General features: G+C 73.2%; 17 protein-coding genes. 5 read left to right on the top strand and 12 right to left on the bottom strand.

Features of this window, described 5'->3' with window-relative positions:
• Positions 1-7: 7 nt before the first annotated feature.
• Positions 8-1,369 (top strand): HtaA domain-containing protein, encoded by a 1,362-nt coding sequence (locus HBO46_RS16495; protein WP_166133613.1) that lies wholly within the window; start codon positions 8-10, stop codon positions 1,367-1,369.
• A gap of 179 nt (positions 1,370-1,548) precedes the next feature.
• Here HBO46_RS16495 and HBO46_RS16490 read toward each other — a convergent pair whose 3' ends face one another.
• From HBO46_RS16490 to HBO46_RS16475, 4 genes are all read right to left on the bottom strand, one after another.
• A complete protein-coding gene (locus HBO46_RS16490; RefSeq protein WP_166133611.1) occupies positions 1,549-2,115 on the bottom strand; it encodes a TetR/AcrR family transcriptional regulator in 567 nt (188 codons plus the stop codon).
• Positions 2,116-2,124: 9 nt separating this feature from the next.
• Positions 2,125-2,766 (bottom strand): TetR family transcriptional regulator, encoded by a 642-nt coding sequence (locus HBO46_RS16485; protein ID WP_166133609.1) that lies wholly within the window; start codon positions 2,764-2,766, stop codon positions 2,125-2,127.
• A gap of 5 nt (positions 2,767-2,771) precedes the next feature.
• On the bottom strand, positions 2,772-3,572 hold the full coding sequence (locus HBO46_RS16480) for a purine-nucleoside phosphorylase (protein ID WP_166133607.1): 801 nt from the start codon (positions 3,570-3,572) through the stop codon (positions 2,772-2,774).
• A gap of 95 nt (positions 3,573-3,667) precedes the next feature.
• The gene (locus HBO46_RS16475; protein ID WP_166133605.1) at positions 3,668-4,120 is read right to left on the bottom strand and encodes a gamma-glutamylcyclotransferase; all 453 of its coding nucleotides are present in this window, start codon (positions 4,118-4,120) and stop codon (positions 3,668-3,670) included.
• 69 nt (positions 4,121-4,189) lie between these two features.
• On the opposite strand from HBO46_RS16475, the gene lpdA reads away from it, so the two are divergent.
• The 4 genes from lpdA to HBO46_RS16455 all read left to right on the top strand — a co-directional run bounded on the left by lpdA (position 4,190) and on the right by HBO46_RS16455 (position 10,491).
• Positions 4,190-5,599 carry a dihydrolipoyl dehydrogenase gene (gene lpdA / locus HBO46_RS16470; protein ID WP_153324828.1) on the top strand — a complete coding sequence of 470 codons (1,410 nt, stop codon included), beginning with the start codon at positions 4,190-4,192 and terminating at the stop codon, positions 5,597-5,599.
• A gap of 67 nt (positions 5,600-5,666) precedes the next feature.
• Positions 5,667-7,061, top strand: a complete 1,395-nt coding sequence (locus HBO46_RS16465; RefSeq protein ID WP_224769514.1) for an NAD(P)H-quinone dehydrogenase — start codon at positions 5,667-5,669, stop codon at positions 7,059-7,061.
• Between the two features lie 124 nt (positions 7,062-7,185).
• Positions 7,186-8,391 (top strand): SpoIID/LytB domain-containing protein, encoded by a 1,206-nt coding sequence (locus tag HBO46_RS16460; protein WP_166133601.1) that lies wholly within the window; start codon positions 7,186-7,188, stop codon positions 8,389-8,391.
• 312 nt (positions 8,392-8,703) lie between these two features.
• A complete protein-coding gene (locus HBO46_RS16455) occupies positions 8,704-10,491 on the top strand; it encodes a peroxidase family protein (RefSeq protein ID WP_166133599.1) in 1,788 nt (595 codons plus the stop codon).
• A 70-nt stretch (positions 10,492-10,561) separates the two neighbouring features.
• On the opposite strand, the gene HBO46_RS16450 is transcribed toward HBO46_RS16455, so the two are convergent.
• The 8 genes from HBO46_RS16450 to HBO46_RS16415 form a co-directional block, all read right to left on the bottom strand.
• Positions 10,562-11,779 (bottom strand): benzoate/H(+) symporter BenE family transporter, encoded by a 1,218-nt coding sequence (locus HBO46_RS16450; protein ID WP_166133597.1) that lies wholly within the window; start codon positions 11,777-11,779, stop codon positions 10,562-10,564.
• 83 nt (positions 11,780-11,862) lie between these two features.
• Complete coding sequence (locus HBO46_RS16445; RefSeq protein WP_166133595.1) at positions 11,863-15,261, bottom strand: pyruvate carboxylase; 3,399 nt, start codon at positions 15,259-15,261, stop codon at positions 11,863-11,865.
• Between the two features lie 77 nt (positions 15,262-15,338).
• On the bottom strand, positions 15,339-16,814 hold the full coding sequence (locus HBO46_RS16440; RefSeq protein ID WP_166133593.1) for a PH domain-containing protein: 1,476 nt from the start codon (positions 16,812-16,814) through the stop codon (positions 15,339-15,341).
• A complete protein-coding gene (locus HBO46_RS16435; protein WP_224769178.1) occupies positions 16,811-17,341 on the bottom strand; it encodes a PH domain-containing protein in 531 nt (176 codons plus the stop codon). Before HBO46_RS16435 ends, HBO46_RS16440 begins: the two co-directional genes overlap by 4 nt.
• Positions 17,342-17,370: 29 nt before the next feature.
• Entirely contained in the window at positions 17,371-18,573 is a 1,203-nt protein-coding gene (locus HBO46_RS16430; RefSeq protein ID WP_166133591.1) for a hypothetical protein, read from the bottom strand.
• Positions 18,570-19,355 (bottom strand): hypothetical protein, encoded by a 786-nt coding sequence (locus HBO46_RS16425; RefSeq protein ID WP_166133589.1) that lies wholly within the window; start codon positions 19,353-19,355, stop codon positions 18,570-18,572. Before HBO46_RS16425 ends, HBO46_RS16430 begins: the two co-directional genes overlap by 4 nt.
• Complete coding sequence (locus HBO46_RS20780) at positions 19,352-20,599, bottom strand: hypothetical protein (RefSeq protein ID WP_166133587.1); 1,248 nt, start codon at positions 20,597-20,599, stop codon at positions 19,352-19,354. The genes HBO46_RS16425 and HBO46_RS20780 overlap by 4 nt, the downstream gene beginning before the upstream one ends.
• Positions 20,600-20,628: 29 nt before the next feature.
• Entirely contained in the window at positions 20,629-22,401 is a 1,773-nt protein-coding gene (locus tag HBO46_RS16415; protein WP_166133585.1) for an acetyl/propionyl/methylcrotonyl-CoA carboxylase subunit alpha, read from the bottom strand.
• Positions 22,402-22,451 lie beyond the last annotated feature (50 nt).

Here is a 22,451-nt window from a genome sequence, read left to right as displayed (position 1 = left end):
GAACCCCATGTCCCACCTGACCCGAGGCCGCCGTCTCGCGGCCCTCGGCGCCACCGGCGCGCTCGTCGCCGCCGGGCTCGCCATCGCCCCCGCCGCCCAGGCCGCGGAGACCGCCCCCACCCTGCGCTGGTCGATCTCGCAGCAGTTCATCGAGCACTTCACCGCTCCTTACGTCCCCGGCACCGCGATCACGGCCACCGACGGTGCGACCTTCGCCGACGGGGCGATCACCTTTGCCGCGGAGTCCGCGGAGACCGAGGGCGACCTGACGACGCTGACCTACGGCGGCAGCGTCCTGGGCGCCTTCGGCACGATGTACTCCGTCCGCGTCGAGGACCCGGCGATCACTGTCGACGAGGCCGGCGACGGGGAGATCACCGCGCTCGTCTCGGGTACGCAGGGTGCGCCCTCCGAGCCGGCGGAGACGACGCCCGCCCGGGTCACGGTCGCGGAGTTCTCGGGGGCCACGCTCGCGGACGGCACCCTGAGCGGCACCCCGAAGTGGGACGGCGTCCTGGCCGCCGACTCCGAGACCGCCGTCGCGCTCGGCCTCGCCGCGGGCAAGCCGGTCGACGGCAAGTCCTTCCACCCGGAGTTCCTCGCCCAGCTGACGCCGGGCGTCCGCGCGCACTTCCATGCGAGTGGTGCCGGCTCGGACGCCAAGAAGGCCGTCGCCGCCTTCGAGGCCGACGTGGCCGTTGCCGCCCCGAGCATCACCACCTCCATCGCCGGCGCACGTCCCTCTTCGGGGGTGGACCTCAAGGTCACCGGCAGCGGCTTCAGCGCCACCGACGGCAACCCGGGCGACAACGGCGTCTACGTCGGTGTCGCGCCGGCCGGCGCCGAGATCGACTTCGACGACATGGACGCCGGCATGGCGCAGATGGTCGGCATCGACTGGGTCACCGGCGACCAGATCGTCGACGGGTCCTTCACCCGGGTCGTGAACGTCCCGACCGCCAAGCTGAAGAAGGGCGCGAAGTACGCCGTCTACACCTGGCGCGCGCACACCCACTCGACGACGTCCCAGGACACCGTCACCCCGGTCTCGATCCCGTGGGCCCGCATCACCAAGGTCAAGGCGACCAGCAAGGTCGCCCTCACCAAGCCGACCACCAAGAAGGCCGGCAAGGTCGCGGTCACCTTCGGCGGAAAGTACGGCAAGGCCACGGGCAAGGCCAAGGTCACCGTGAAGAAGGGCGCCAAGAAGGTCGGCGCCGTCCGCACGGTCAAGCTCACCAAGGCCGGCAAGGTCAACGTGAAGCTCGCCAAGGCCGCCAAGGGCACCTACACCGTCACCGTGAAGCTGCTCGCCACCCCCGACTACAAGGCCACCGTGGTCAAGCGTCAGTACCAGGTCACCAAGTGACCCGCTGACTTCGTCACATCACGACGGCCCCGGCACTCCGCGAGTGCCGGGGCCGTCGTACGTCCGGGCGCGGACGTCACCGCCCGCTGGCTCGGAGTCGGTGTTCTTCCGCGCAGTTGCGCGGTTTGTGAGCGCCGCCCGCCGGCCGCCGCCACGGGGTCGCCCACAGGGGAGCAGCGTCAGGCGTCCGCCCCGACGCCGCGGAGCACGAACCGCTCGATCGCGTCGGCGGGGAGGTGGCGCGGGTTGAGGCAGGCGTGGATCAGCGACATGGTGCTGTCCAGGTCGACGATGCGGAACCGGCCGCGCTCCGACCCGGAGACCAGGATGCGGCGCAGCACGTCCTCGACGGCGACGACGTGGCCGCGGATCGCGCGGCGGGCCTCGTCGGAGAGCAGGCCGTAGACCTGGGTGCCCAGGCCCATGTGGAACTGCTCGCCGGCCGCGAGCTGGTGGCGCAGGTAGACGCGCAGCTGCTCCTCGGGCTCCGCGATCCCGTCGAGCAGGTCGTCGAGCTGCTCGAGGTAGCGCGCGGTCTCATGGCTGGCGAACGCCACCATCACCGCTTCCTTGTCGGGGAAGTGGTGATAGATCGCGGTGCGGCCGATCTCGGCACGCTGGGCGATGGCAGCCATCGAGATCGCATCGAAGCTGTGCTCGCCCATCAGCGCGGCGAAGGCGTCGAAGACCCGTCGGTGCAGCAGCTCGCGGTGCTGCTGGAGGGAATCGCCGGAGATGCGGGGCACGGACGCAGGCTATCCGGTCGACCCAGCAGGTGCCGCGACGCTGAGCATCGCCAGGCACATCGCCTTGAGGTCGGCCTCGAAGGTCTCGTCGTCGAGCCACCCGATCTGCGGGGAGTCCACCTGGCCCTTGGCCCGCTCGGCGACCGCACGCACCGCGAACCCGATGGTGAGGGTGGTCCGCAGCTCGCGCACCGCCGGGGGCAGCGCGGCGAGCTGGCTGTCCAGCAGGCGGGAGACCTCGTAGACCCGGGTGCTGGCGATCACCCGGTAGACCTCCGGCGGGAGCGACGTCTCGGACTCGGTGGCCAGCAGCTCGGCGACGATGCGCAGCAAGCACTGGCCCTTCCACCCCTGGGCGGCGAGGGCCACGGCCGGCTCGACGAAGGCGTCGACCAGCGGCTCGAGCTCGCCCGGCCGGGCCTCGGCACGGGCGAGCAGGTCGCCGACGCACTCCTGCAGGAACTCCACCTGCTCCTCCAGGACCGCCACGAGCATCCCGGCGCGCGAGCCGAAGTGGTAGTGCACCGCGCCGCGGTTGCGCTGGCCGGCCTGCCGGGTGATCTCGAGCAGCGAGGCGCGCTCGACGCCGTTCTCGGCGAACGCCCGGCAGGCGGCGTCGATGAGCGCCTGGCGCGTGGTCTGGGAGGACATCGGAGTCAGATCCGCGGGACGATCCGGCCGAGGAGGTCGCCCATGCGGGTCGCCGCAGCGCGCCCGGCCTCGAGGACCTCCTCGTGGTTGAGTGGCTGGCCGCTGATGCCGGCGGCGAGGTTGGTGACCAGGCTGATGCCCAGGACCTCCATGCCGGCCTCGCGGGCGGCGATCGCCTCGAGGGTGGTGCTCATGCCGACGAGGTGGCCGCCGATCGCGCGGACCATGCCGATCTCGGCCGGGGTCTCGTAGTGCGGGCCGGGGAACTGCACGTAGACGCCCTCGTCGAGGGTCGGCTCGACCTCGCGGCACATCGCCCGCAGCCGGCTGGAGTACAGGTCGGTCAGGTCGACGAAGTTCGCGCCCTCGATGGGGGAGCGGCCGGTGAGGTTGATGTGGTCGCTGATCAGCACCGGGGTGCCGGGGGACCAGGTGTCCTTGAGGCCGCCGCAGCCGTTGGTCAGCACGATCGCGCGGCAGCCCGCCGCAGCGGCGGTGCGTACGCCGTGCACGACGGCCGGGACGCCACGGCCCTCGTAGTAGTGGGTGCGGCTGAGGAAGACCAGCAGGTTGCGGTCACCGGCGCGCACCGAGCGGATCTTGCCCGAGTGCCCGGCGACCGCGGCGGCGCTGAAGCCGGGAAGGTCGGTGGTGGCGATCTCGGCGGTGGCCTCGCCCAGCGCGTCGACGGCGGGGAGCCAGCCGGAGCCGAGCACGAGCGCCACGTCGTGACGCTCGACGCCGGTCAGTTCTGCGAGCCGCGCGGCGGCTTCGTCGGCCAGGGTGTAAGGAGACTGCTCGTTCACCGAGGAAGCGTAAGCCCGGCGTGGCCCCGGAAGGGGATTCGTGGACGCAAGACCCCCGCGCTCACGAATTCAGCAGAGGTGCCGGCGAGCCCCGGTCACAGGCCGGTGGAGCGGCACGGTCGCCGGCGCAGCGCGGCCACGTAGTCCGCGGGGGCGTCGGCAGCCTCGGCGGCGTCGGCCAACACGCCGAGGTACGACGCGGAGGGCAGCCCGCCCTCGTAGTCGTCGAGCACGTAGGTCCAGGTGACGAGCTCGCCGGTCATCGTCGCGACCCGCACCTTGGTCTTGCGGTAGAGGCCCAGGTCGGCGGACTCCCAGCCGTCGAGGTTGGCCTCGTCCTCGCGGGTCACGTCGTACACCGCGACGAAGACCTGCTCGAAGGGGTCCTGCACGATCGTGGACAGTGCGCCGTCCCAACCGTGCTCCTCCCCACCGAAGGTCAGCCGCCACCCCTGGAGCCAGCCGGTCGTGCGCAGCGGCGAGTGAGGGCAGCGCTCGCCCATCCGGGCGGGGTCGAGGTTGGTCCCGTAGGCGGCGTACAGCGTCACGTCCGACAGGTTAGTGCCCGCCGCGGCCCGCCTTGGGGTGACGCACGCGACAGCCCTACGCTAAGGCCCGTGAGCTCCCACTTCGATGTCCTCGTCCTTGGTGCCGGCCCCGGTGGATACGTGGCCGCGATTCGCGCCTCCCAGCTCGGCAAGTCGGTTGCCGTGGTGGAGGAGAAGTACTGGGGCGGTGTCTGCCTCAACGTCGGCTGCATCCCCTCCAAGGCGCTGCTGAAGAACGCCGAGCTCGCCCACACGCTCACGCACGAGAAGAAGAAGTACGGCATCGAGGGCGACGCCACGATGGCCTACGGCCCCACCCACGCCCGCTCGCGCCAGGTCTCGGCCGGCATCGTCAAGGGCGTCCACTTCTTGATGAAGAAGAACAAGATCGTCGAGATCGACGGCTGGGGCACCCTCCAGGGCGAGCGCGACGGCAAGCAGACCATCGAGGTCAAGGGCAAGGACGGCGTCACCACCTACACCTGTGACGACCTGATCATCGCCTCGGGCGCGACCGTGCGGATGCTGCCCGGCATGAAGCGCAGCGCCAACGTCGTGACCTACGAGGAGCAGATCCTCGACTCCGAGCTGCCCGGCTCGATCATCATCGGCGGCTCCGGCGCGATCGGCGTCGAGTTCGCCTACGTGATGAAGAACTTCGGCGTCGACGTGACGATCGTGGAGTTCCTGGACCGGATGGTCCCTACCGAGGACGCCGACGTGTCCAAGGAGCTGCTCAAGCACTACAAGAAGCTCGGCATCAAGGTGCTGCTCTCCACCAAGGTCGAGAACGTCGAGGACACCGGCTCCGGTGTCAAGGTCACCGTCAGCCCCGCCCAGGGCGGCGACAGCCAGGTCCTCGAGGCCGACAAGATGCTGGCCGCCTTCGGCTTCGCCCCGCGCCTGGAGGGCTACGGCCTGGAGAACACCGGCGTGGAGCTGACCGAGCGCGGCGCGATCGCGATCGATGAGTACGGCCGCACCAACGTCGAGCACGTCTACGCCATCGGCGACGTCACCGGCAAGATGATGCTCGCCCACGTCGCCGAGGCCATGGGCATCGTCGCGGTCGAGACCATCGCCGGCGTCGAGACCATGCCGGTCGACTTCGACATGGTCCCGCGCGCGACGTACTGCTCGCCGCAGATCGGCTCGTTCGGCTACTCCGAGGCGCAGGCCAAGGAGCTCGGCTACGACGTCAAGACCGCGACCTTCCCCTTCGCCGCCAACGGCAAGGCGCAGGGCCTCGGCGAGGCCGTCGGCTTCGTCAAGGTGGTCGCCGACGCCGAGCACAACGAGATCCTCGGCGCGCACATGATCGGTCCCGACGTGACCGAGCTGCTGCCGGTGCTCACGCTGGCGCAGAAGTGGGACCTCACCGCCGACGAGGTGGCCCGCAACGTCTTCGCCCACCCGACGCTGACCGAGGCGGTCAAGGAGGCCGTCGAGGGCATCGCCGGCCACATGATCAACTTCTGACCGACCTCCGTTCGGCACGGACACGGTCGGCAGCACCCACGAAGCAGGAGCGCGAAACACGATGGCGATTGACCGGGCAGTGATCCTCGGCGGCGGACCCGGCGGTTACGAGGCCGCGCTGGTCGCAGCACAGCTGGGCGCCGAGGTCACGGTCGTCGACTCGGATGGTCTGGGCGGCTCCGCCGTCCTGACCGACTGCGTGCCGAGCAAGACCCTGATCGCGACCGCCGAGGTGATGAGCGACCTCTCCGGCGCCGCCGAGCTCGGCGTCTCCTTCGCCGACCAGGGTGGCGGCGCGGCCACCGAGATCCGCGTCGACCTCGAGCGGGTCAACGCGCGGGTCAAGCAGCTCGCGGCCGACCAGTCGCGCGACATCCACCGCCGCCTGGTGCGCGACGGCGTCCGCATCGTCTCGGGCCGGGGCCGTCTCGACGGACCCGGCCGGGTGGTCGCCTCCCTCACCGACGGCGGCGAGGAGACCATCGAGGGCGACGCGGTGCTGGTCGCCACCGGCGCGGCGCCGCGCACGCTGCCCTCCGCCCAGCCCGACGGCGAGCGGATCCTCACCTGGGAGCAGGTCTACGACCTGACCGAGGTCCCCACCGAGCTGATCGTGGTCGGCTCCGGTGTGACCGGTGCGGAGTTCGCCAGCGCCTACCTCAACCTCGGCATCCCGGTCACCCTGGTCTCCTCGCGCGACCGGGTGCTGCCCGGCGAGGACGCCGACGCGGCGACGGTGCTCGAGGACGTCCTGCGGCGCCGCGGCATGACCGTGCTCTCGAAGTCGCGGATGGAGTCGGTGGAGCGCGACGGCGACGTCGTCACCGTCACCCTCACCGACGGCCGCAAGGTCCAGGGCTCGCACTGCATCCTCGCGCTCGGCTCGGTGCCGAACACCCAGGGCATCGGCCTGGAGGAGGCCGGCGTGCTGCTCAAGGACGGCGGCTTCGTCTACGTCGACCGGGTCTCGCGCACCTCGGCGCGCGGGGTGTACGCCGCCGGCGACTGCACCGGTGTGCTGATGCTCGCCTCGGTCGCGGCGATGCAGGGCCGGATCGCGATGGCGCACTTCCTCGGCGACGCCGTGCACCCGCTCAACCTCAAGGCGGTGTCCTCCAACGTCTTCACCGCCCCGGAGATCGCCACCGTCGGCATCTCCCAGCAGGCCATCGAGAACGGCGAGATGGACGCCGAGTCCATCATGCTGCCGCTGTCGGGCAACCCGCGCGCCAAGATGCAGGGCGTCCACGACGGCTTCGTGAAGCTGTTCTGCCGCGTCGGCACCGGCATCGTGGTCGGCGGCGTCGTGGTCGGCCCGCGCGCCAGCGAGCTGATCCACCCGGTCGCGATCGCGGTCAAGGAGTCGCTGACCGCCGACCAGCTGGCCGGTTCGTTCACCGTCTACCCCTCGATGAGCGGCTCGGTCGCCGAGGCGGCGCGCCGCCTGCACCGGCGCGGCTGAGGCCGCACGACCTCCTCGGACGCACGCCGGGGCCGCCTCGCGGCCTCGGCGTGTCGCCCAGATCACTGGTACAAACGGCCGGGACCGACGTACCGCGGCTCCAGCCGCCCGTCCCGGGAGTGACATGTCACCTCGTCTCCGCATGCTCGTCGCCGGCATGGCGATCGGCTTCGGCCTCGCCGTCATCGCCGCCCTGGTCCCCGCGCTGCCCGCCGGTGCCACCGTCGCGGAGGAACCGCAGCGGGCCAAGCGGGTCGCCTCGGTGACCTTCGAGGGTCGTGGCTACGGGCACGGCAAGGGGCTGTCGCAGTACGGCGCGAAGGTCGCGGCCGAGAAGGGCGTCGGCTACCGCGAGATCCTCGGCTTCTACTACCCCGGCACGAGCTGGGGGAGGGCCCTCGGCAAGGTCTCGGTGCTGATCAGCGCGGACACCAGCGACGACGTCCTCGTGGACGCCCGACCCGGGCTGAGCGTCACCGGCCTGGGCGCCGGGCGCACCTGGGACCTCTCGAAGGCCCGGCCGGCCGCCGTCCGCTGGCGCCTGGTCGCGGCCGGCGCCACCCGCACGCGGGTCGACTTCAAGAAGCGCACCGGCGCCTGGCGCACCTGGCGCACCGTTGCCGGGGACGCCCAGTTCGCCGCCGGCAACCGCCCGGTGACGCTGCGGACCCCCAGCGGCGCGGTGGCCTACCGCGGCGTGCTGCGCTCGGCCAGCGCCCAGCCGGGGACCCGCAAGCGCGACACGGTCAACATCGTCACGCTGCACAACTACCTCAAGGGCGTGGTGCCGCAGGAGGTGCCGGCGCTCTGGAAGGCCGACGCCGTGCGGGCCCAGGCCGTCGCGGCGCGCACCTACGCCGCCTTCGAACGGCGCCGGCCCCTGGCCCGGCACTACCAGATCTGCGACACCACCAGCTGCCAGGTGTACGGCGGCGCCTCGGCCGAGCACCCCGCCTCCAACGCGGCCATCAACGCGACCCGCGGCGAGGTGCTGCTGCACGGCGGCACCCCCGCCTTCACCCAGTTCAGCTCCAGCAACGGCGGCTGGACCATGGGCGGGCAGTTCCCCTACCTCCAGGACCGCGAGGACCGCTGGGACCCGGTCAACCCCTGGCGGGCCACGGTGTCGGCCGCCGACTTCGAGCGGGTCTGGCCCGGCCTCGGCCCGCTGCAGTCGGTGGAGGTCACCGCCCGCAACGGCCACGGGACCTGGGGCGGGCGGGTGAGCCGCATGCGGATCGTGTTCCGCGACGGCGCGGTCACCCCCACCGGCGACCAGGTGCGCTCCTACCTCGGGCTGCGCTCGACCTGGTTCCGCCCGGTCGGCTGACAGGGCCCCCGCGGGGCCGGTTGCCAGCACAGACCACCCCCGCATGGGGAGAACCTGACCCGACATCCCCAGAACCGAGGACGCCAGCGGCCCCTCGCGGCTCACCGGTCTAGCGCAGTGGTTGCGGCGTCCCGGGGGCCCGGAGGACTGTGGATGGATTCGACCGGGCGAGCGCCGCGGTCGAGTCCGAAGGGCCCAGGCGCCGGCACGGGTGGCCGGCCTCGGTCGACACGTGCGCCAGCGGTCTGCGGCTCCGTGGTCGCCGCTGCGGCGACCTCTTGGCGAGCCCCCATCCGACCCAAGGGTCCAGTCATGACCTCATCCACCACCTCCGCCTCCAGCACGGAGGCAGCGGCCCCCGACTTCGACGCCCGCGACCACCCGCGCTACGTGCTCGGTCACCTGCACCACGGCGGCCATGCCGTCCCCGACAGCGCGCCGCACGCGCAGGAGGCCGACCGCCGCCTGTCCGGGGTGTCCCTGCTCAGCGACACGCTCCCTGCCGAGTCCGAGCCCCGGACGACTGCGTTCGACTACCTGTTCCCCGACCTCGTCGGGAACGCCGGTGCGCACCTCCCGGCCGGGACCGCTGAGGTCCGGGCCACCGTCGTACGCGCGCTGCGCGACCTCGGCGCCGGGATGGTCGAGGACCCGCCCTCCTCGCTCGACCCGCTCCAAGGCGCGCACAACTCGGTGAACCCGCCCGTCTACACCTACTGGGGTCAGTTCATCGACCACGACATGACCGCCGCCACGGAGAGCGACCCGGTCGCCTTCGACCTCACCCGCGACGACCTCTCGCCCCTGGACCCGGACCTGGTCCGGACCTCGATGCGCAACCTGCGCCACCCCGCCCTCGACCTGGACTCGCTGTACGGCGACGGCCCGGCGCTGGACGGCGCGACGACCCAGGCGGCGTCGTTCTACGACGGGATCAGGTTCGTCCTCGGCGAGGTGGCCCTGACCACCACCGATCCCGCGGGCTCCATCCCGGGGGATCGGATCCCACCCGCGGACGACCTCGCCCGCGACCTGCCACGTGACGGGTCCACGGCACGCATCGGGGACGGCCGCAACGACGAGAACCTCGTGGTGGCCCAGCTGCACGTGGCGCTGCTCCGCTTCCACAACGCGGTGGTGGACTGGGTGGAGGCCCACGAGCCGGCGTACTGCCACAGCCCGGCGGAGACCTTCGCCCGGGCCCGGCAGCTGGTCACCTGGCACTACCAGTGGCTGGTCGTCCACGACTTCTTGAAGACCGTGTGTCTGGCCGGGATGGCCGACCAGGTCCTGCTGGCCGGCCCGCACCACTTCCGGGCCTCGAGCTCGGTGCCGGTGCAGCCGCTGGAGTTCTCCGGGGCGGCGTACCGGTTCGGGCACAGCATGGTGCGCGACGTGTACGACTTCAACCGCAACTTCGGGAGGGGAGAGGTGGTGCTGCCCGCAGCACCGTTCTCGCTGCTGTTCGCCTTCACCGGCGGTGCCAATCCGCCGTTCCGCGGTGACACCACGGTGCTGCCGTTCAACTGGGTCATCGAGTGGGATCGGATGGTCGACAAGGGCAGCACGGTGCCCGACCAGTTCGCCCGGCGCATCGACACCCGGCTCGCGCCCACGCTGCGCGACCTGGGCAACGAGGGCAACAGCCCGGAGCTGACCCCGTCGATGCGGCAGATCCAGAAGCGGCTGGCGGTGCGCAACCTGCTGCGCGGCTACCTGCTGAACCTGCCGACCGGGCAGGCGGTGGCCGAGGCGATGGGCGCGACCCCGTTGACCTCGCAGCAGCTGCTCCAGGACAACCCGGTGACCGTCAACGACGCGCTGCGCGCCGAGGGCGCAGAGCTGCTGACCCGGACGCCGCTGTGGTTCTACGTGCTCAAGGAGGCGGAGGTCCAGGGGAACGGCAACACCCTGGGCGAGGTCGGCAGCCGGATCGTCTGCGAGACGATCATCGGCCAGGTGATCGCCGACCCGTACGGCTTCCTCGCGGCGCCGGCCCGCTGGTCGCCGGCAGCCGGGGTCCGCTTCGAGGACGGGAGCGTGATCGCGACGATCAGCGACCTGCTGCGGTTCGCCGGGGTGCTCCCGGCGGCGGCCTGACACCCCCTCACGAGATAGTCCGCCACACCAGGGTCGCGAATGGCGCGATTCACGACACTGGTGTGTCGGACTATCCGGACTGCACCGCGCGGTTGCGCACGAACGGCAGGACCACGAGGGCCGCGACCAGCGCCCACGGTGCGGCGCCGATGCCGAGCACGGTGACACCCGAGGCCGCGACCACGAAGCAGACCACGCTCGCCTCGCGCCCCTCCTCCGCGGCCAGGGCACCGGCCAGCGCCGAGCCCAGCGTGCCGAGGAGGGCGAGTCCGGCGGCGGCGGGCAGCACCTCGGGCGGGGCCGCCGCCAGCAGGGTCACCAGCCCCGCGGAGGCCAGCGCGAGCACGACGTACGTCGCGGCGGCGCTGGTCGCGGCCAGCCACCGCCGGGAGCGGTCCGGGCCGGCGAGCGGCCCGGCCGCCATCGCGGCGGTGATCGCGGCGAGGTTGACCGTGTGGCCGCCGAAGGGCGCGGCCGCCACGGTGGCCAGTCCGGTGACCCCCATCGACTCGCGCCAGGGCACGGCGTACCCGTTGCTGGCCATGACGGCGACCCCCGGGACGTTCTGGGAGGCCATCGTGACGACGTAGAGCGGCAGCGCGATCCCGAGGACCGCGCCGAGGGTCCACGTCGGGGTGGTCCAGGTCAGGGCGGGTACGGCGTCCGCCACCTGAAGCCCGGGACCTGAGCGGTCCGCCAGCACCGCGACGAGGGCGACCAGCAGGGCGACCGCGAGCGCCGCCGGCACCGCCCACCGACGCGAGAGCAGGTGCACGAGGAACCAGGTGGCCACGACCGGGCCGACCAGCAGCGGAGCCTCCACCAGGCCGGTGACCGGCTGGAGGCAGATCGGCACCAGGACCCCGGCCAGCATCGCCCGCGCGATCGCGGGTGGGATCCGCGCCACCAGCGCGCCCAGCCACGGGACCAGGCCGGTGAGCACGATCAGCACGCCGGTCACCGCGAACGCGCCGACGGCCGCCGCCCAGCCGCCGTCGACGGCACCGGTGGTGACCAGGAGCGCCGCGCCGGGCGTGGACCAGGCCAGGGTGAGTGGCGTGCGGTGCCGCAGGCTCAGCCACAGCATCCCCGCGGCCTGGGCCAGGCACAGCACGAGCAGCCCCGAGGCGGCCTCCGCGGAGGAGGCGCCAACGGCGCTCAGGCCGGCGAGCACCACCACGAAGGAGCTGGAGAACCCGACGACGGCGGTCACGATCCCGGCCAGCCAGGGCGTGCCGCCCACCCGTCGGTCCTCGGCTGCCTGCTCGGTGTCGTGCTTCCCGCTCATCGCACCTCCGCGCTACGGCCGGTCGTGCGGAGCCAGCGGGCCCGCCGGCAGGGCGCCTTGGTGGTGCCCGGGACCGGCAGGGGTCAGGAGACGACCAGCACCAGGTCCCCGCCCTCGACGGACTGGGTGCCGCTGAGCGCCAGGCGCTGGACGGTGCCGTCGACGGGGGCGGTGATGGCCGCCTCCATCTTCATCGCCTCGATGGTGGCGACGGTGTCGCCGGCGGAGACCTTGTCGCCGACCCCGACCACCACGCTCACCACGCCCTGGAACGGCGCGGCGATCTGGCCGGGCTGGGAGGGGTCGGCCTTCTCCGCGGTGGCGACCTCGGAGGCGACGCTGGTGTCGCGCACGCTGATCGGGCGCAGCTGACCGTTGATCAGCGCCAGGACGGTGCGGAACCCGCGCTCGTCGGGCTCGCTGATCGCCTGCACACCGAGGAGCAGGGTGACGCCCGGCTCCAGGTCCACGCGGTGCTCCTCGCCGAAGCGCAGACCGTAGAGGTAGTCCAGGGTCGGCAGCACCGAGATGTCGCCGTACGCCGCCCGCGACTCGTTGAACGAGCGGGTCGGCGCGGGGAACAGCAGCTCGTTGAGCGTGCGCCGGCGCAGCGGACGGCTCTCCCCGGGGGTTCCGTCGAGCGCCTCCTCCTGCTCGGCGGTGAGCTCCGCGTCCTGCGCCTGCCAGTTGCGCCCGGCGAGGGCCTTGGTGCGGAACGGCTCGGGCCAGCCGCCGGGCGGGTCGCCCAGCTCGCCGCTGAGGAAGCCGATGACCGAGTCGGGGATGTCGAACTTCTGCGGGTTCTCCGCGAACTCCGCCGGGTCGGCGTCGGCGGCGACGAGGGAGAGCGCGAGGTCGCCGATGACCTTCGAGGACGGGGTCACCTTCGGGACGTTGCCGAGGATGTCGTTCGCCGCGGCGTACATGTCCTCGATCTGCTCGAACTTCTCGCCCAGGCCCAGCGCGATCGCCTGCTGGCGCAGGTTGGAGAGCTGGCCGCCGGGGATCTCGTGGCGGTAGACCCGGCCGGTGGGGGCGGGCAGCCCCGACTCGAACGGCGCGTAGACGCGGCGGGTCGCCTCCCAGTACGGCTCGAGGGCGTTGACCGCCGCCAGCGACAGGCCGGTCTCGCGCTCGGAGTGGTCGGTCGCCGAGACCAGCGCGGAGAGCGCCGGCTGGGAGGTGGTGCCGGCGACGGCCGCGCAGGCGGCGTCGACCGCGTCGACACCGGCGTCGATGGCGGCGGTGAGCGTCGCGAGCTGGCCGCCGGCGGTGTCGTGGGTGTGCAGGTGCACCGGCAGGTCGAAGTTGGCCCGCAGCGCGGTCACCAGGCGCCGCGCGGCCGGGGCGCGCAGCAGGCCGGCCATGTCCTTGATCGCCAGCACGTGGGCGCCGGCGTCGACGATCTTCTCGGCCAGGCGCAGGTAGTAGTCGAGGGTGTAGATCTCCTCGGCGGGGTTCGACAGGTCGCCGGTGTAGCACAGCGCGACCTCCGCGACGCTGGTGCCGGTGGCCAGCACCGCGTCGATGGCGGGCCGCATCTGCTCGACGTCGTTGAGCGCGTCGAAGATGCGGAAGACGTCCAGCCCGCTGGCCGCCGCCTCCTGCACGAAGGCGTCGGTGACCTGGGTCGGGTACGGCGTGTAGCCGACCGTGTTGCGCCCGCGCAGCAGCATCTGCAGGCAGATGTTCGGCACCGCCTGGCGCAGGTCCGAGAGCCGCTCCCACGGGTCCTCGCCGAGGAAGCGCAGCGCCACGTCGTACGTCGCGCCGCCCCAGGCCTCCAGCGACCACAGCTCGGGGGTGGTGCGGGCGACGTGCGGCGCGACCGTCAGCAGGTCGCGGGTGCGCACCCGGGTCGCGAGCAGCGACTGGTGGGCGTCGCGGAACGTGGTGTCGCTGACCGCGACCCGGTCCTGGGCGCGCAGCCGGCGCGCGAACTCCGCGGGGCCGACCTCGAGCAGCAGCTGCCGGGTGCCGTCCGGGGCGGGGACCTCGAGGTTGGTCGCCGGCAGCTTGCTGGCCGGGTCCACGCTGACCGGAGCCGGGCCGTGCGGCTGGTTGACCGTGACCTCGGCGAGGTAGGTCAGCAGCTTGGTGCCGCGGTCGCCGGAGCGGCGCGCCTGGAGCAGCTGCGGGTGGGTGTCGATGAAGGAGGTCGTGACGTTGCCGGCGATGAAGTCGGGGTCGGCGAGCACGGCCTGGAGGAACGCGATGTTGGTGGAGACGCCCCGGATGCGGAACTCCGCGATCGCGCGCCGGGCCCGTTCGACGGCCTTCTCGAAGGTGCGGCCGCGGCAGGTGAGCTTGGCCAGCATCGAGTCGAAGTGGGCGGACACCTCGGCGCCGGTGTACGTCGTACCGCCGTCGATGCGCACGCCGGCACCGCCGGGGGAGCGGTAGGTGGTGATCATCCCGGTGTCGGGGCGGAAGTTGTTGGCCGGGTCCTCGGTGGTGATCCGGCACTGGAGCGCGGCTCCGCGCAGCACGATGGAGTCCTGGCTGAGGCCGAGGTCGGCGAGGGTCTCGCCGGAGGCGATGCGCAGCTGGGCCTGCACCAGGTCGACGTCGGTGACCTCCTCGGTCACGGTGTGCTCGACCTGGATGCGGGGGTTCATCTCGATGAAGACGTAGTTGCCCGCGGGGTCGAGGAGGAACTCGACGGTGCCGGCGTTGCGGTAGCCGATCTCGCGGGCGAAGCGCACCGCGTCGGCGCACATGCGCGCGCGCAGGTCGGGGTCGAGGTTGGGCGCGGGGGCGATCTCGACGACCTTCTGGTGGCGTCGCTGCACCGAGCAGTCGCGCTCGAAGAGGTGGATCACGTTGCCGGCGCCGTCGGCGAGGATCTGCACCTCGATGTGGCGGGGGTCGACGACCGCCTGCTCGATGAAGACGGTCGGGTCGCCGAAGGCGGCCTCGCCCTCGCGCATGCAGGTCTCCACCGCCTCGCGCAGCTTGGCCGGGTCGTCGACGCGGCGCATGCCGCGCCCGCCGCCGCCGGCGACCGCCTTGACGAAGAGCGGGTAGGGCAGCGCCGAGGCGGCCTCGACGAGCGCGTCCACGTCGGTGGAGGGCTCGACGCTGGCCAGCGTCGGGACGCCGGCGGCCTTGGCGGCGGCGATCGCACGCGCCTTGTTGCCGGTCAGCTCCAGGACCTCGGCGCTGGGACCGACGAAGGTGATGCCGGCGTTGGCGCAGGCCTCGGCCAGCGCCGGGTTCTCGGAGAGGAAGCCGTAGCCGGGGTAGATGGCGTCGGCGCCGGCGCTCACGGCCGTGGCGACGATGCCCTCGGGGTCGAGGTAGGCGCGCACGGGGTGGCCGCGCTCGCCGATCTCGTAGGCCTCGTTCGCCTTGAGCCGGTGCTCGGAGCCGCGGTCCTCGTAGGGGAAGACCGCGACCGTCCGGGCGCCCAGCTCGTACGCCGCGCGGAATGCACGGACCGCGATCTCGCCGCGATTTGCCACCAGCACCTTGGAGAACATGAGTCCACGCTAGCGGTCCTGCGCGGCCCGGTCCGGTGCTGCCCGGATGCTGCTCACCCGGTGGACGGGCGCCTCGCTCAGGGGGCGAGGAACTGGCGCAGCAGACCCGGCACCGCGTCGTCGGCCAGGCGGACCGCGACGTCCTCCGGTACGTCGTGGATGCTCACCTGCTGGTCCCCTCCGGCGGTCGTCGCGGTCAGCGTGACCAGGCCGGCGCGGCGCTGGACCAGCGTGTCGCGCAGCGTCCAGCCGATGACGTGGCGGGTGGCCAGCACCTCCCGGGCCCGGCGCAGGCTCCCGGAGCGGGCGACCAGGTGGCCCTCGACCAGGGCGTGGCCGAGCGCGCGGGACCGGTCGAGGGCGAGCAACGCCGCGACCGGGACGGCGAGCACGGCGAGGGTCAGGCCCCACCGCCCGACCGGCAGGGTCAGCCACGCGAGGATCCCGAGCCCGGCGACCAGCGCCCCCGGGCCGAGCGCGCGGGACCAGCGCCGCCGCGTCGCCGCCGGGCCGTGCGCCATGAGCGGGACGCTCAGCGGGGCGAGCGTGCCCGCCACCTCGCCGCCGACCCTCGCGGCGACCGCCGCGGGGGCCGGGGGGACCAGGGTGGCGCTGCCGGGGTGGCTGCGGTCCAGGCCGGTCACGATCGCGGAGAGGTGCGCGGCCCCGGCCAGCCGCAGGCCCGCCGGCTCGTGCAGGACCACCCCGGCGACCCGGTCGTCGTCCAGCGTGGTCTCGCGGGTCGTGAGCAGGCCACGGACCAGGTGCCAGGCCCCGGGCCGGTGGCTGAGGACCAGCCCCCAGCTGGTGAGCAGGTACGCCGCCACCGCGAGCGCCGAGACGAGCACGAGCAGGACGACGAGGCCCGCGACCACGGCCAGCCAGCCGGCGACGGGCAGGTCGGTGCCGGGCAGGTCCTCGGCACGCAGGCTCAGCTCGAGCCCCAGGGCCGCGGCCAGCTGGAACGCGCCACCGACCACGCCGGCCAGCAGCACCAGCCCGGTGCCGGTCAGCGGCGCGTAGCGGGCCCAGGCCGGGTCCAGGCGCAGCACCGTGTGCGCGGTCGGGGCGGGGGCGGGCACGCCGGCGTGCTCGTCGGGCAGCGGGTCGCCGGCGCGCAGCAGTGTGGCGCGCAGGATGCGGGCGGCGGCGACCGGAAGCCCGTCGAGGTCCAGGGCGTCCTCCTCGCGCGAGGAGGCGGTGCCGGTGCCGATGCGGACGGTGACCAGGCCGAGCGCCCGGTGCACCGGGCCGGCGGTGAGGTCGACGGTGCGGACCCGGTCGACCGGCACGGCCAGGGTGCGCCGGTTGAGCAGGCCGCGGCGCAGCTCGACACGCCCCTCGGCGACCCGGAAGCGGGTGGTGAGGTAGCGGACCACACCGAGGACCACCGGCACCGCGACCGCCAGCAGCTGCCAGCCCTGCGCCCCGATGGCGGTGCCGGCGAGGAGCAGCCCGAGCAGCGGCGGCAGGAACTTGATCAGCTCCTGCACCGGGTTGACCAGCAGCATCCGGCGGTCGAGGCGCTGCCAGTCGCCGGTCTCGGGGTTCACGTCGCGTCGCCCCCGGAGCGCGGGCGCGGCCCCGGCCCGGCGCCGGGGTCGCCCGCGTCGGTGATGTCGGTGGCGTCGGCGCGCAGGGTCAGCTCGTCGACGAGCGCCCGGGCGACCTCGTCGTCGAGTCCCGGGATCGCCAGCGCGCCGGCGGCCGAGGCGGTCGTGACGGTGACGGTGGCCAGCCCGAACAGCCGCGAGATCGCGCCCTGCTCCAGGTCCACGGTCTGCACCCGCGAGATCGGCGCGATCCGGCGCTCGCGCGCCCACCAGCCGGTCTGGGTGTAGACGGCCGTGTCGGTGACCTCCCAGCGGTGCACCAGGTAGCGCCAGTGCGGCACCGCCACGGCGTACGCCGCGAGCACGACGGCGACCGGGGGGACCAGCCACCAGCGCAGCCTGTCGGTGAGGAGCACGCCCGCGACCAGGACGCCGAGCAGCACCGCGGCGCCGACGGCGTGGGTGCACCACCACATCAGGCGTGCACGGGGGCAGACCCGTTCACGGGGATCGCGCAGGTCGGGCACCCCCCGAGCCTAGGGGGCGGGCAAGGTGCTCAACTCCGGGCGCGCAGGCGGCCGAGCAGGTCCGGCTCCAGCGCGCCGTACCCGGTCGAGGCCCAGGGCTCGGCGTCGGTGGCGAAGTAGTGCACCGGCACGTCGTCGCGGACCACGTCGAGGATGTCGGGCCGACGACCGGCGGCGAGGTCCTTGCCGCACTGCGCGCACACCGGCACGTCGAGGGCGCGGCCCGCGTCGTCGAGCTTGCGCCGGGCCCCCGCCTTGCCGTGCAGCGGGTTGAGGAAGCACGGCGCGTCGGGGGAGAAGGCCCGGCCCCGGTCGGCGGCGTCGAGGGCGGCCCCACCCCGCCCGGCCAGGACGATCGCGCCGATCACGTCCAGCAGGTCGGGCGACGCTGCGGGGTCGCGCCCCAGGACCCGGCGGGCGGCGTCGTAGTGGTCCAGCGCGGCCTGCCAGGCGTCGGCGTTCGCCGTCCTGGTCAGCTGGGTGCCGTCGATGCGCTCGCCGAGCGCGAGGACGTCCTGCTCGGCCCGGGAGCGCAGCCGCGCGTCGTCGGCGCTGCGCACCCGCTCCAGCACCGACGGCGGGAGCGTGAAGCGCTGAGCGGCGCGCCCGCCGCCGCCCCCTGCGCGGCGGCGGAACAGGCGGGTGAGGAGGACGGCGGTCACCGCGAGCGCGGTCACCGCGAAACCGGCGACCACCGGGCCGGCCGCACCGTCCCAGCCCGAGTCGGGATCGGAGGCCGTGTCCGTCGTCGTGGTGGCGTCGGGTCGGGCGTCGAAGGCCGCCCGGGCTTCGGCGGCCTTCGCCGGGACGGTGCCGTCGGCGATGGCGGTGGTCAGCTCGACCAGGCCGGCGCCGAGGTCGTCGGGGTGCAGCCACTCCGCGATGCCCGTGGCGTCGTACGGCAGGTCGAGGCGGCCCGCGTCGCCGGTCCACTCTTTGATCTCGAGCGAGTAGTCCCCGGTCGAGAAGATGTAGTCGGGGGCGACGAACCAGCCGTCGGTCCCCAGCTCGCTGCGGGCTCGGACGAGCATGTCCCCGGCGCTGCCGGCGAACATGTCGTCGTCCTCGAGAGCCCGGACCACCACGTGGACGGGTATGTCGGTGCGGGCGACGGCCGCCTCGATGGCCGCCTCCTCGGCGGCGTCGACGTGCCGGGCCATGCCCGGGCCGATGTGGACGCCGTCCTCGCGCAGGTCCGCCACGATCTCGGCGACGGGGTCGCGCTCGGTCATCGGGTTCCCTTCGAGGTCGGGCGGGGACGGTTGCGGAACGGGCGGCCGGTGGCGAGGCGGGCGAACCCGGTGAGCAGGTAGGCACCGAGCGCGGTGGGGGCCGCGACCATCAGCAGGGCCGCGGCGATGCCGCCGCCGACCCCGCCCCAGTAGTCGTTGGACTCGGCGTCCTCGAGGGCGCCGCTGGCGGGCAGGGCGGTGATGAACTCGCTCAGCTGGGTCTCGGCGTCGCCGACGTTCTCGAGGTCGGGCACCTCCCACCCGAGCCGCTTGCCCTCGGGCACGTCGACGCCGACGTCCTCGGGGCCCTGCCAGACGATGTAGATGCCCGGCTCGCCGAGCTCGGTCGCGAGCTGGTCGGGGAGGGTGAAGGAGTACGGCTCCGGGCCTGCCTGCATGCTCGCCTCCCAGACCAGGACGTGCACCGGCACGGGCGCGGCCGCGATGAGCCGCTCGAGGCGCTGTTCGCCCTCGACCGAGACCATGTCGCGACCGTCCGGCGCGACGTACACGGGGTCCTCGCGCAGCGCGGCGATCGCCCCCTGCACCCGGTCACCGGGCTCGCGCGCGGTCTGCTCGCCGCGCTCGTCGACCAGGTGGACGCCGAGGGCGGCGCCGCCGAGGCCGAGCAGGCAGGCGAGCCCGAGGTCGACGACGTGGCGCCCGGTCAGCTCGACCCCGCCCCGGGCGAGGTCGAGGAGGTTGTCGGTGGACGCCTTCTTGGCGTTGACGTGCGTCCGCCCGGGGTGGCCCGAGCGGGTACGTCGGGTGCGGGCGCTCATCGGGCGGCCCGCCGGTCCTCGAGCACGGTGCGCCACAGGTCGTCGCTGATCGCGCCGAAGCCGGTGCGCGCCCAGACGTCGTCGCCCTCCCAGTAGGGGCGCAGGCGTCGCAGCCGGCCCCGGACCAGCAGCGGGTCGCTCAGCGCCTGGCGGGACTGGGCGCGCCGGCACCGCTCGCACGCGGGCAGGTCGACCTGGTCGCCGGTGCCGACGGGGGCGGCCACCCGGGCCGTGCCCTCGCCGTGCCAGGGATTGAAGAAGCAGGGGCGGTACGGCGTGCTCGGCTGGGCGAGCAGTCGTTGAGCGCTGCGGACCAGCACCAGGGCACCGAGCGACTCGAGCAGGTCGGCGTCCTGCTCGGCGGTGGTGTCGAGCAGGGTGCGGGCGGCGGTGCGGGAGCCGTCGAGGCGCTGCTCGTGGGCCGGGTCCAGGCCGGCGGTGGAGCGTCGCAGCAGCGCACGGTCGAGGACCGAGAGCTCCTTCTCGGCGCGGCGGCGCACCTCGGGGGCCGAGGGTGCGGCGGGGGTGCGCGGATCGGTCTCGGGGCGGGTCCCGGTGGGGACGCCGCGGGCGACGGCGGCGCCGGGCGCGAGCTCACGCCAGCGGGCGAGCGTGCGCAGCACGAACCACGCGACGATCGCGACCCCGACGCCCAGCCCGGTCGCGACCACCGCGTAGGTGCCCTCCGTGGGTGCGCTGATGTCCTCGCTGAGCGTGCTGCCGCGATCCAGCCAGAGATCGCCGGTGCGGTACTCCGCGAGCTGGTCACCGGGCAGCGGCTCGGCGTCGTTGAGCGCGGTCGCGACCAGCTCGGCGGCCGCGCCGGCGGCGCTGGGCGAGGCATCGTCGGCGTACGGCGCGTTGACACCGTAGATGTCCCACTTGGCGGGGACCTCGGCGCCGTACGTCTGCCAGCCGAGGTGGCCGACGTCGGGGTCCAGCGAGACGACGTAGAGCCCGTCCTCGCCGATCTCGGCGTGCAGCAGGGAGGCCAGCTCGTCCTCGGGCCGGTCGTCGGCGAACCCGCCGGGGGACTGCACCAGGGCGACGTACACCGGGAAGTCGGCCCCGTCGATGAGCTCGGTGAGGGCGTCGTCGACGGCGTCGCGCTGCCCGTTGCCCATGATCTCCTGGACGATCACGGGGTCCTCACGCAATGCGGCGGCGAGCCCCTCGACGCTCCAGGTGGGGGCGTCGAGGGGCTCGTCGTCACGCGGCTGGGGTGCCGGCGGGAGGGAGGTCACCGCCGGTCACTACCCGAGAGGCGGATCGCTCAGTCCTTGATCTCGCAGATGACCTCGCCGTTGGTGACCGTGGCGCCGACCTCGGCCTTGAGGCCGGTCACGGTGCCGGCCTTGTGGGCCTTGAGGGGCTGCTCCATCTTCATCGCCTCCATGACGACCACGACGTCGCCCTCGGCGACCTCCTGGCCCTCCTCGACGGCGATCTTGACGATGGTTCCCTGCATCGGGCTGGCCACGGCGTCGCCGCTGACCGCGGCGCCGGCCTTCCTGCCCGCCGCGCGCTTCGGCTTCTTGGCGCCGTTGGTCGCGCCGCCGCCGATGGAGCCGAGCCCGCCGGGCACGACGACCTCGAGACGACGACCGCCGACCTCGACGACGACCGTGTGCCGGTCCTCGGCCTCGGCGGCCTCGGGGGTGTCACCGGCGTACGGCTGGATCTGGTTGTCGAAGTCGGTCTCGATCCAGGTCGTGTAGACGTCGAACTTCTCGCCGTCGCCGATGAACGCCGGGTCCTCGACCACGGTGGCGTGGAACGGGATGACCGTGGGCATGCCGTCGACCTTGAACTCGGCCAGGGCGCGACGCGAGCGCTCCAGCGCCTGGGTGCGGTCGCGGCCGGTGACGACGAGCTTGGCGATGAGGGAGTCGAACGAGCCGGGGATGGTCTCGCCCTTCTCGTAGCCGCCGTCGACGCGGACGCCGGGGCCCTGCGGCGGCGCCCACTCGGTGAGGGTGCCGGGGGCCGGCATGAAGTTGCGGCCGCCGTCCTCGGCGTTGATGCGGAACTCGATGGAGTGGCCGTGGATCTCCGGGTCGTCGTACCCGAGCTCCTCGCCCGCGGCGATGCGGAACATCTCGCGGACCAGGTCGATCCCGGTGACCTCCTCGGAGACGCAGTGCTCCACCTGGAGGCGGGTGTTGACCTCGAGGAAGGAGATCGTGCCGTCGGCGGCCACGAGGAACTCGCAGGTGCCGGCGCCGACGTAGCCGGCCTCGCGCAGGATCGCCTTGGAGGAGGTGTAGAGCTTCTCGACCTGCTCGTCGGTCAGGAACGGGGCGGGCGCCTCCTCGACCAGCTTCTGGTGGCGGCGCTGGAGCGAGCAGTCGCGCGTCGACACGACGACCACGTTGCCGTGGGAGTCGGCCAGGCACTGGGTCTCGACGTGGCGCGGGCGGTCGAGGAACTTCTCGACCAGGCACTCGCCGCGACCGAACGCGGTGACGGCCTCGCGGACGGCGGACTCGTAGAGCTCGGGGATCTCCTCGAGCGTGCGGGCGACCTTGAGGCCGCGGCCGCCGCCGCCGAAGACCGCCTTGATCGCGACCGGCAGGCCGTTGGCCTTGGCGAACTCGACGACCTCGTCGGCGTCCTTGACCGGGTCCTTGGTGCCGGGCGCGAGGGGCGCGTTGGCCTTCTGCGCGATGTGCTTGGCCTTGGCCTTGTCGCCGAGGGCGTCGATCGCCTCGGGCGAGGGGCCGATCCAGATCAGCCCGGCGTCGAGGACCGCCTGGGCGAACTGGGCGTTCTCCGCGAGGAAGCCGTAGCCGGGGTGGACCGAGTCGGCCCCGGACTTCTTCGCGATCGCGATGATCTTCTCGATGTCGAGGTAGGACTCGGCGGGAGTCGCTCCCTGGAGGGAGTGGGCCTCGTCGGCCATACGGACGAACACTGCGTCTCGGTCGGGCTCGGCGTACACCGCCACGCTCCCGATCCCGGCGTCCTTGCACGCGCGGATGACCCGGACTGCGATCTCACCGCGATTGGCGATGAGAACCTTCTGCAACGGCTTGCTCTCCGGCACCTGTACTCCTGGTCGTCGTGACGCTTATGTTCCGCGCGGCAGGCTACCTC

Source organism: Nocardioides ochotonae (assembly GCF_011420305.2).
Lineage (GTDB): Bacteria > Actinomycetota > Actinomycetes > Propionibacteriales > Nocardioidaceae > Nocardioides > Nocardioides ochotonae.
The sequence above is the reverse complement of the archived record's forward strand: the minus strand, read 5'-3'. Positions and strand labels throughout refer to the sequence as shown.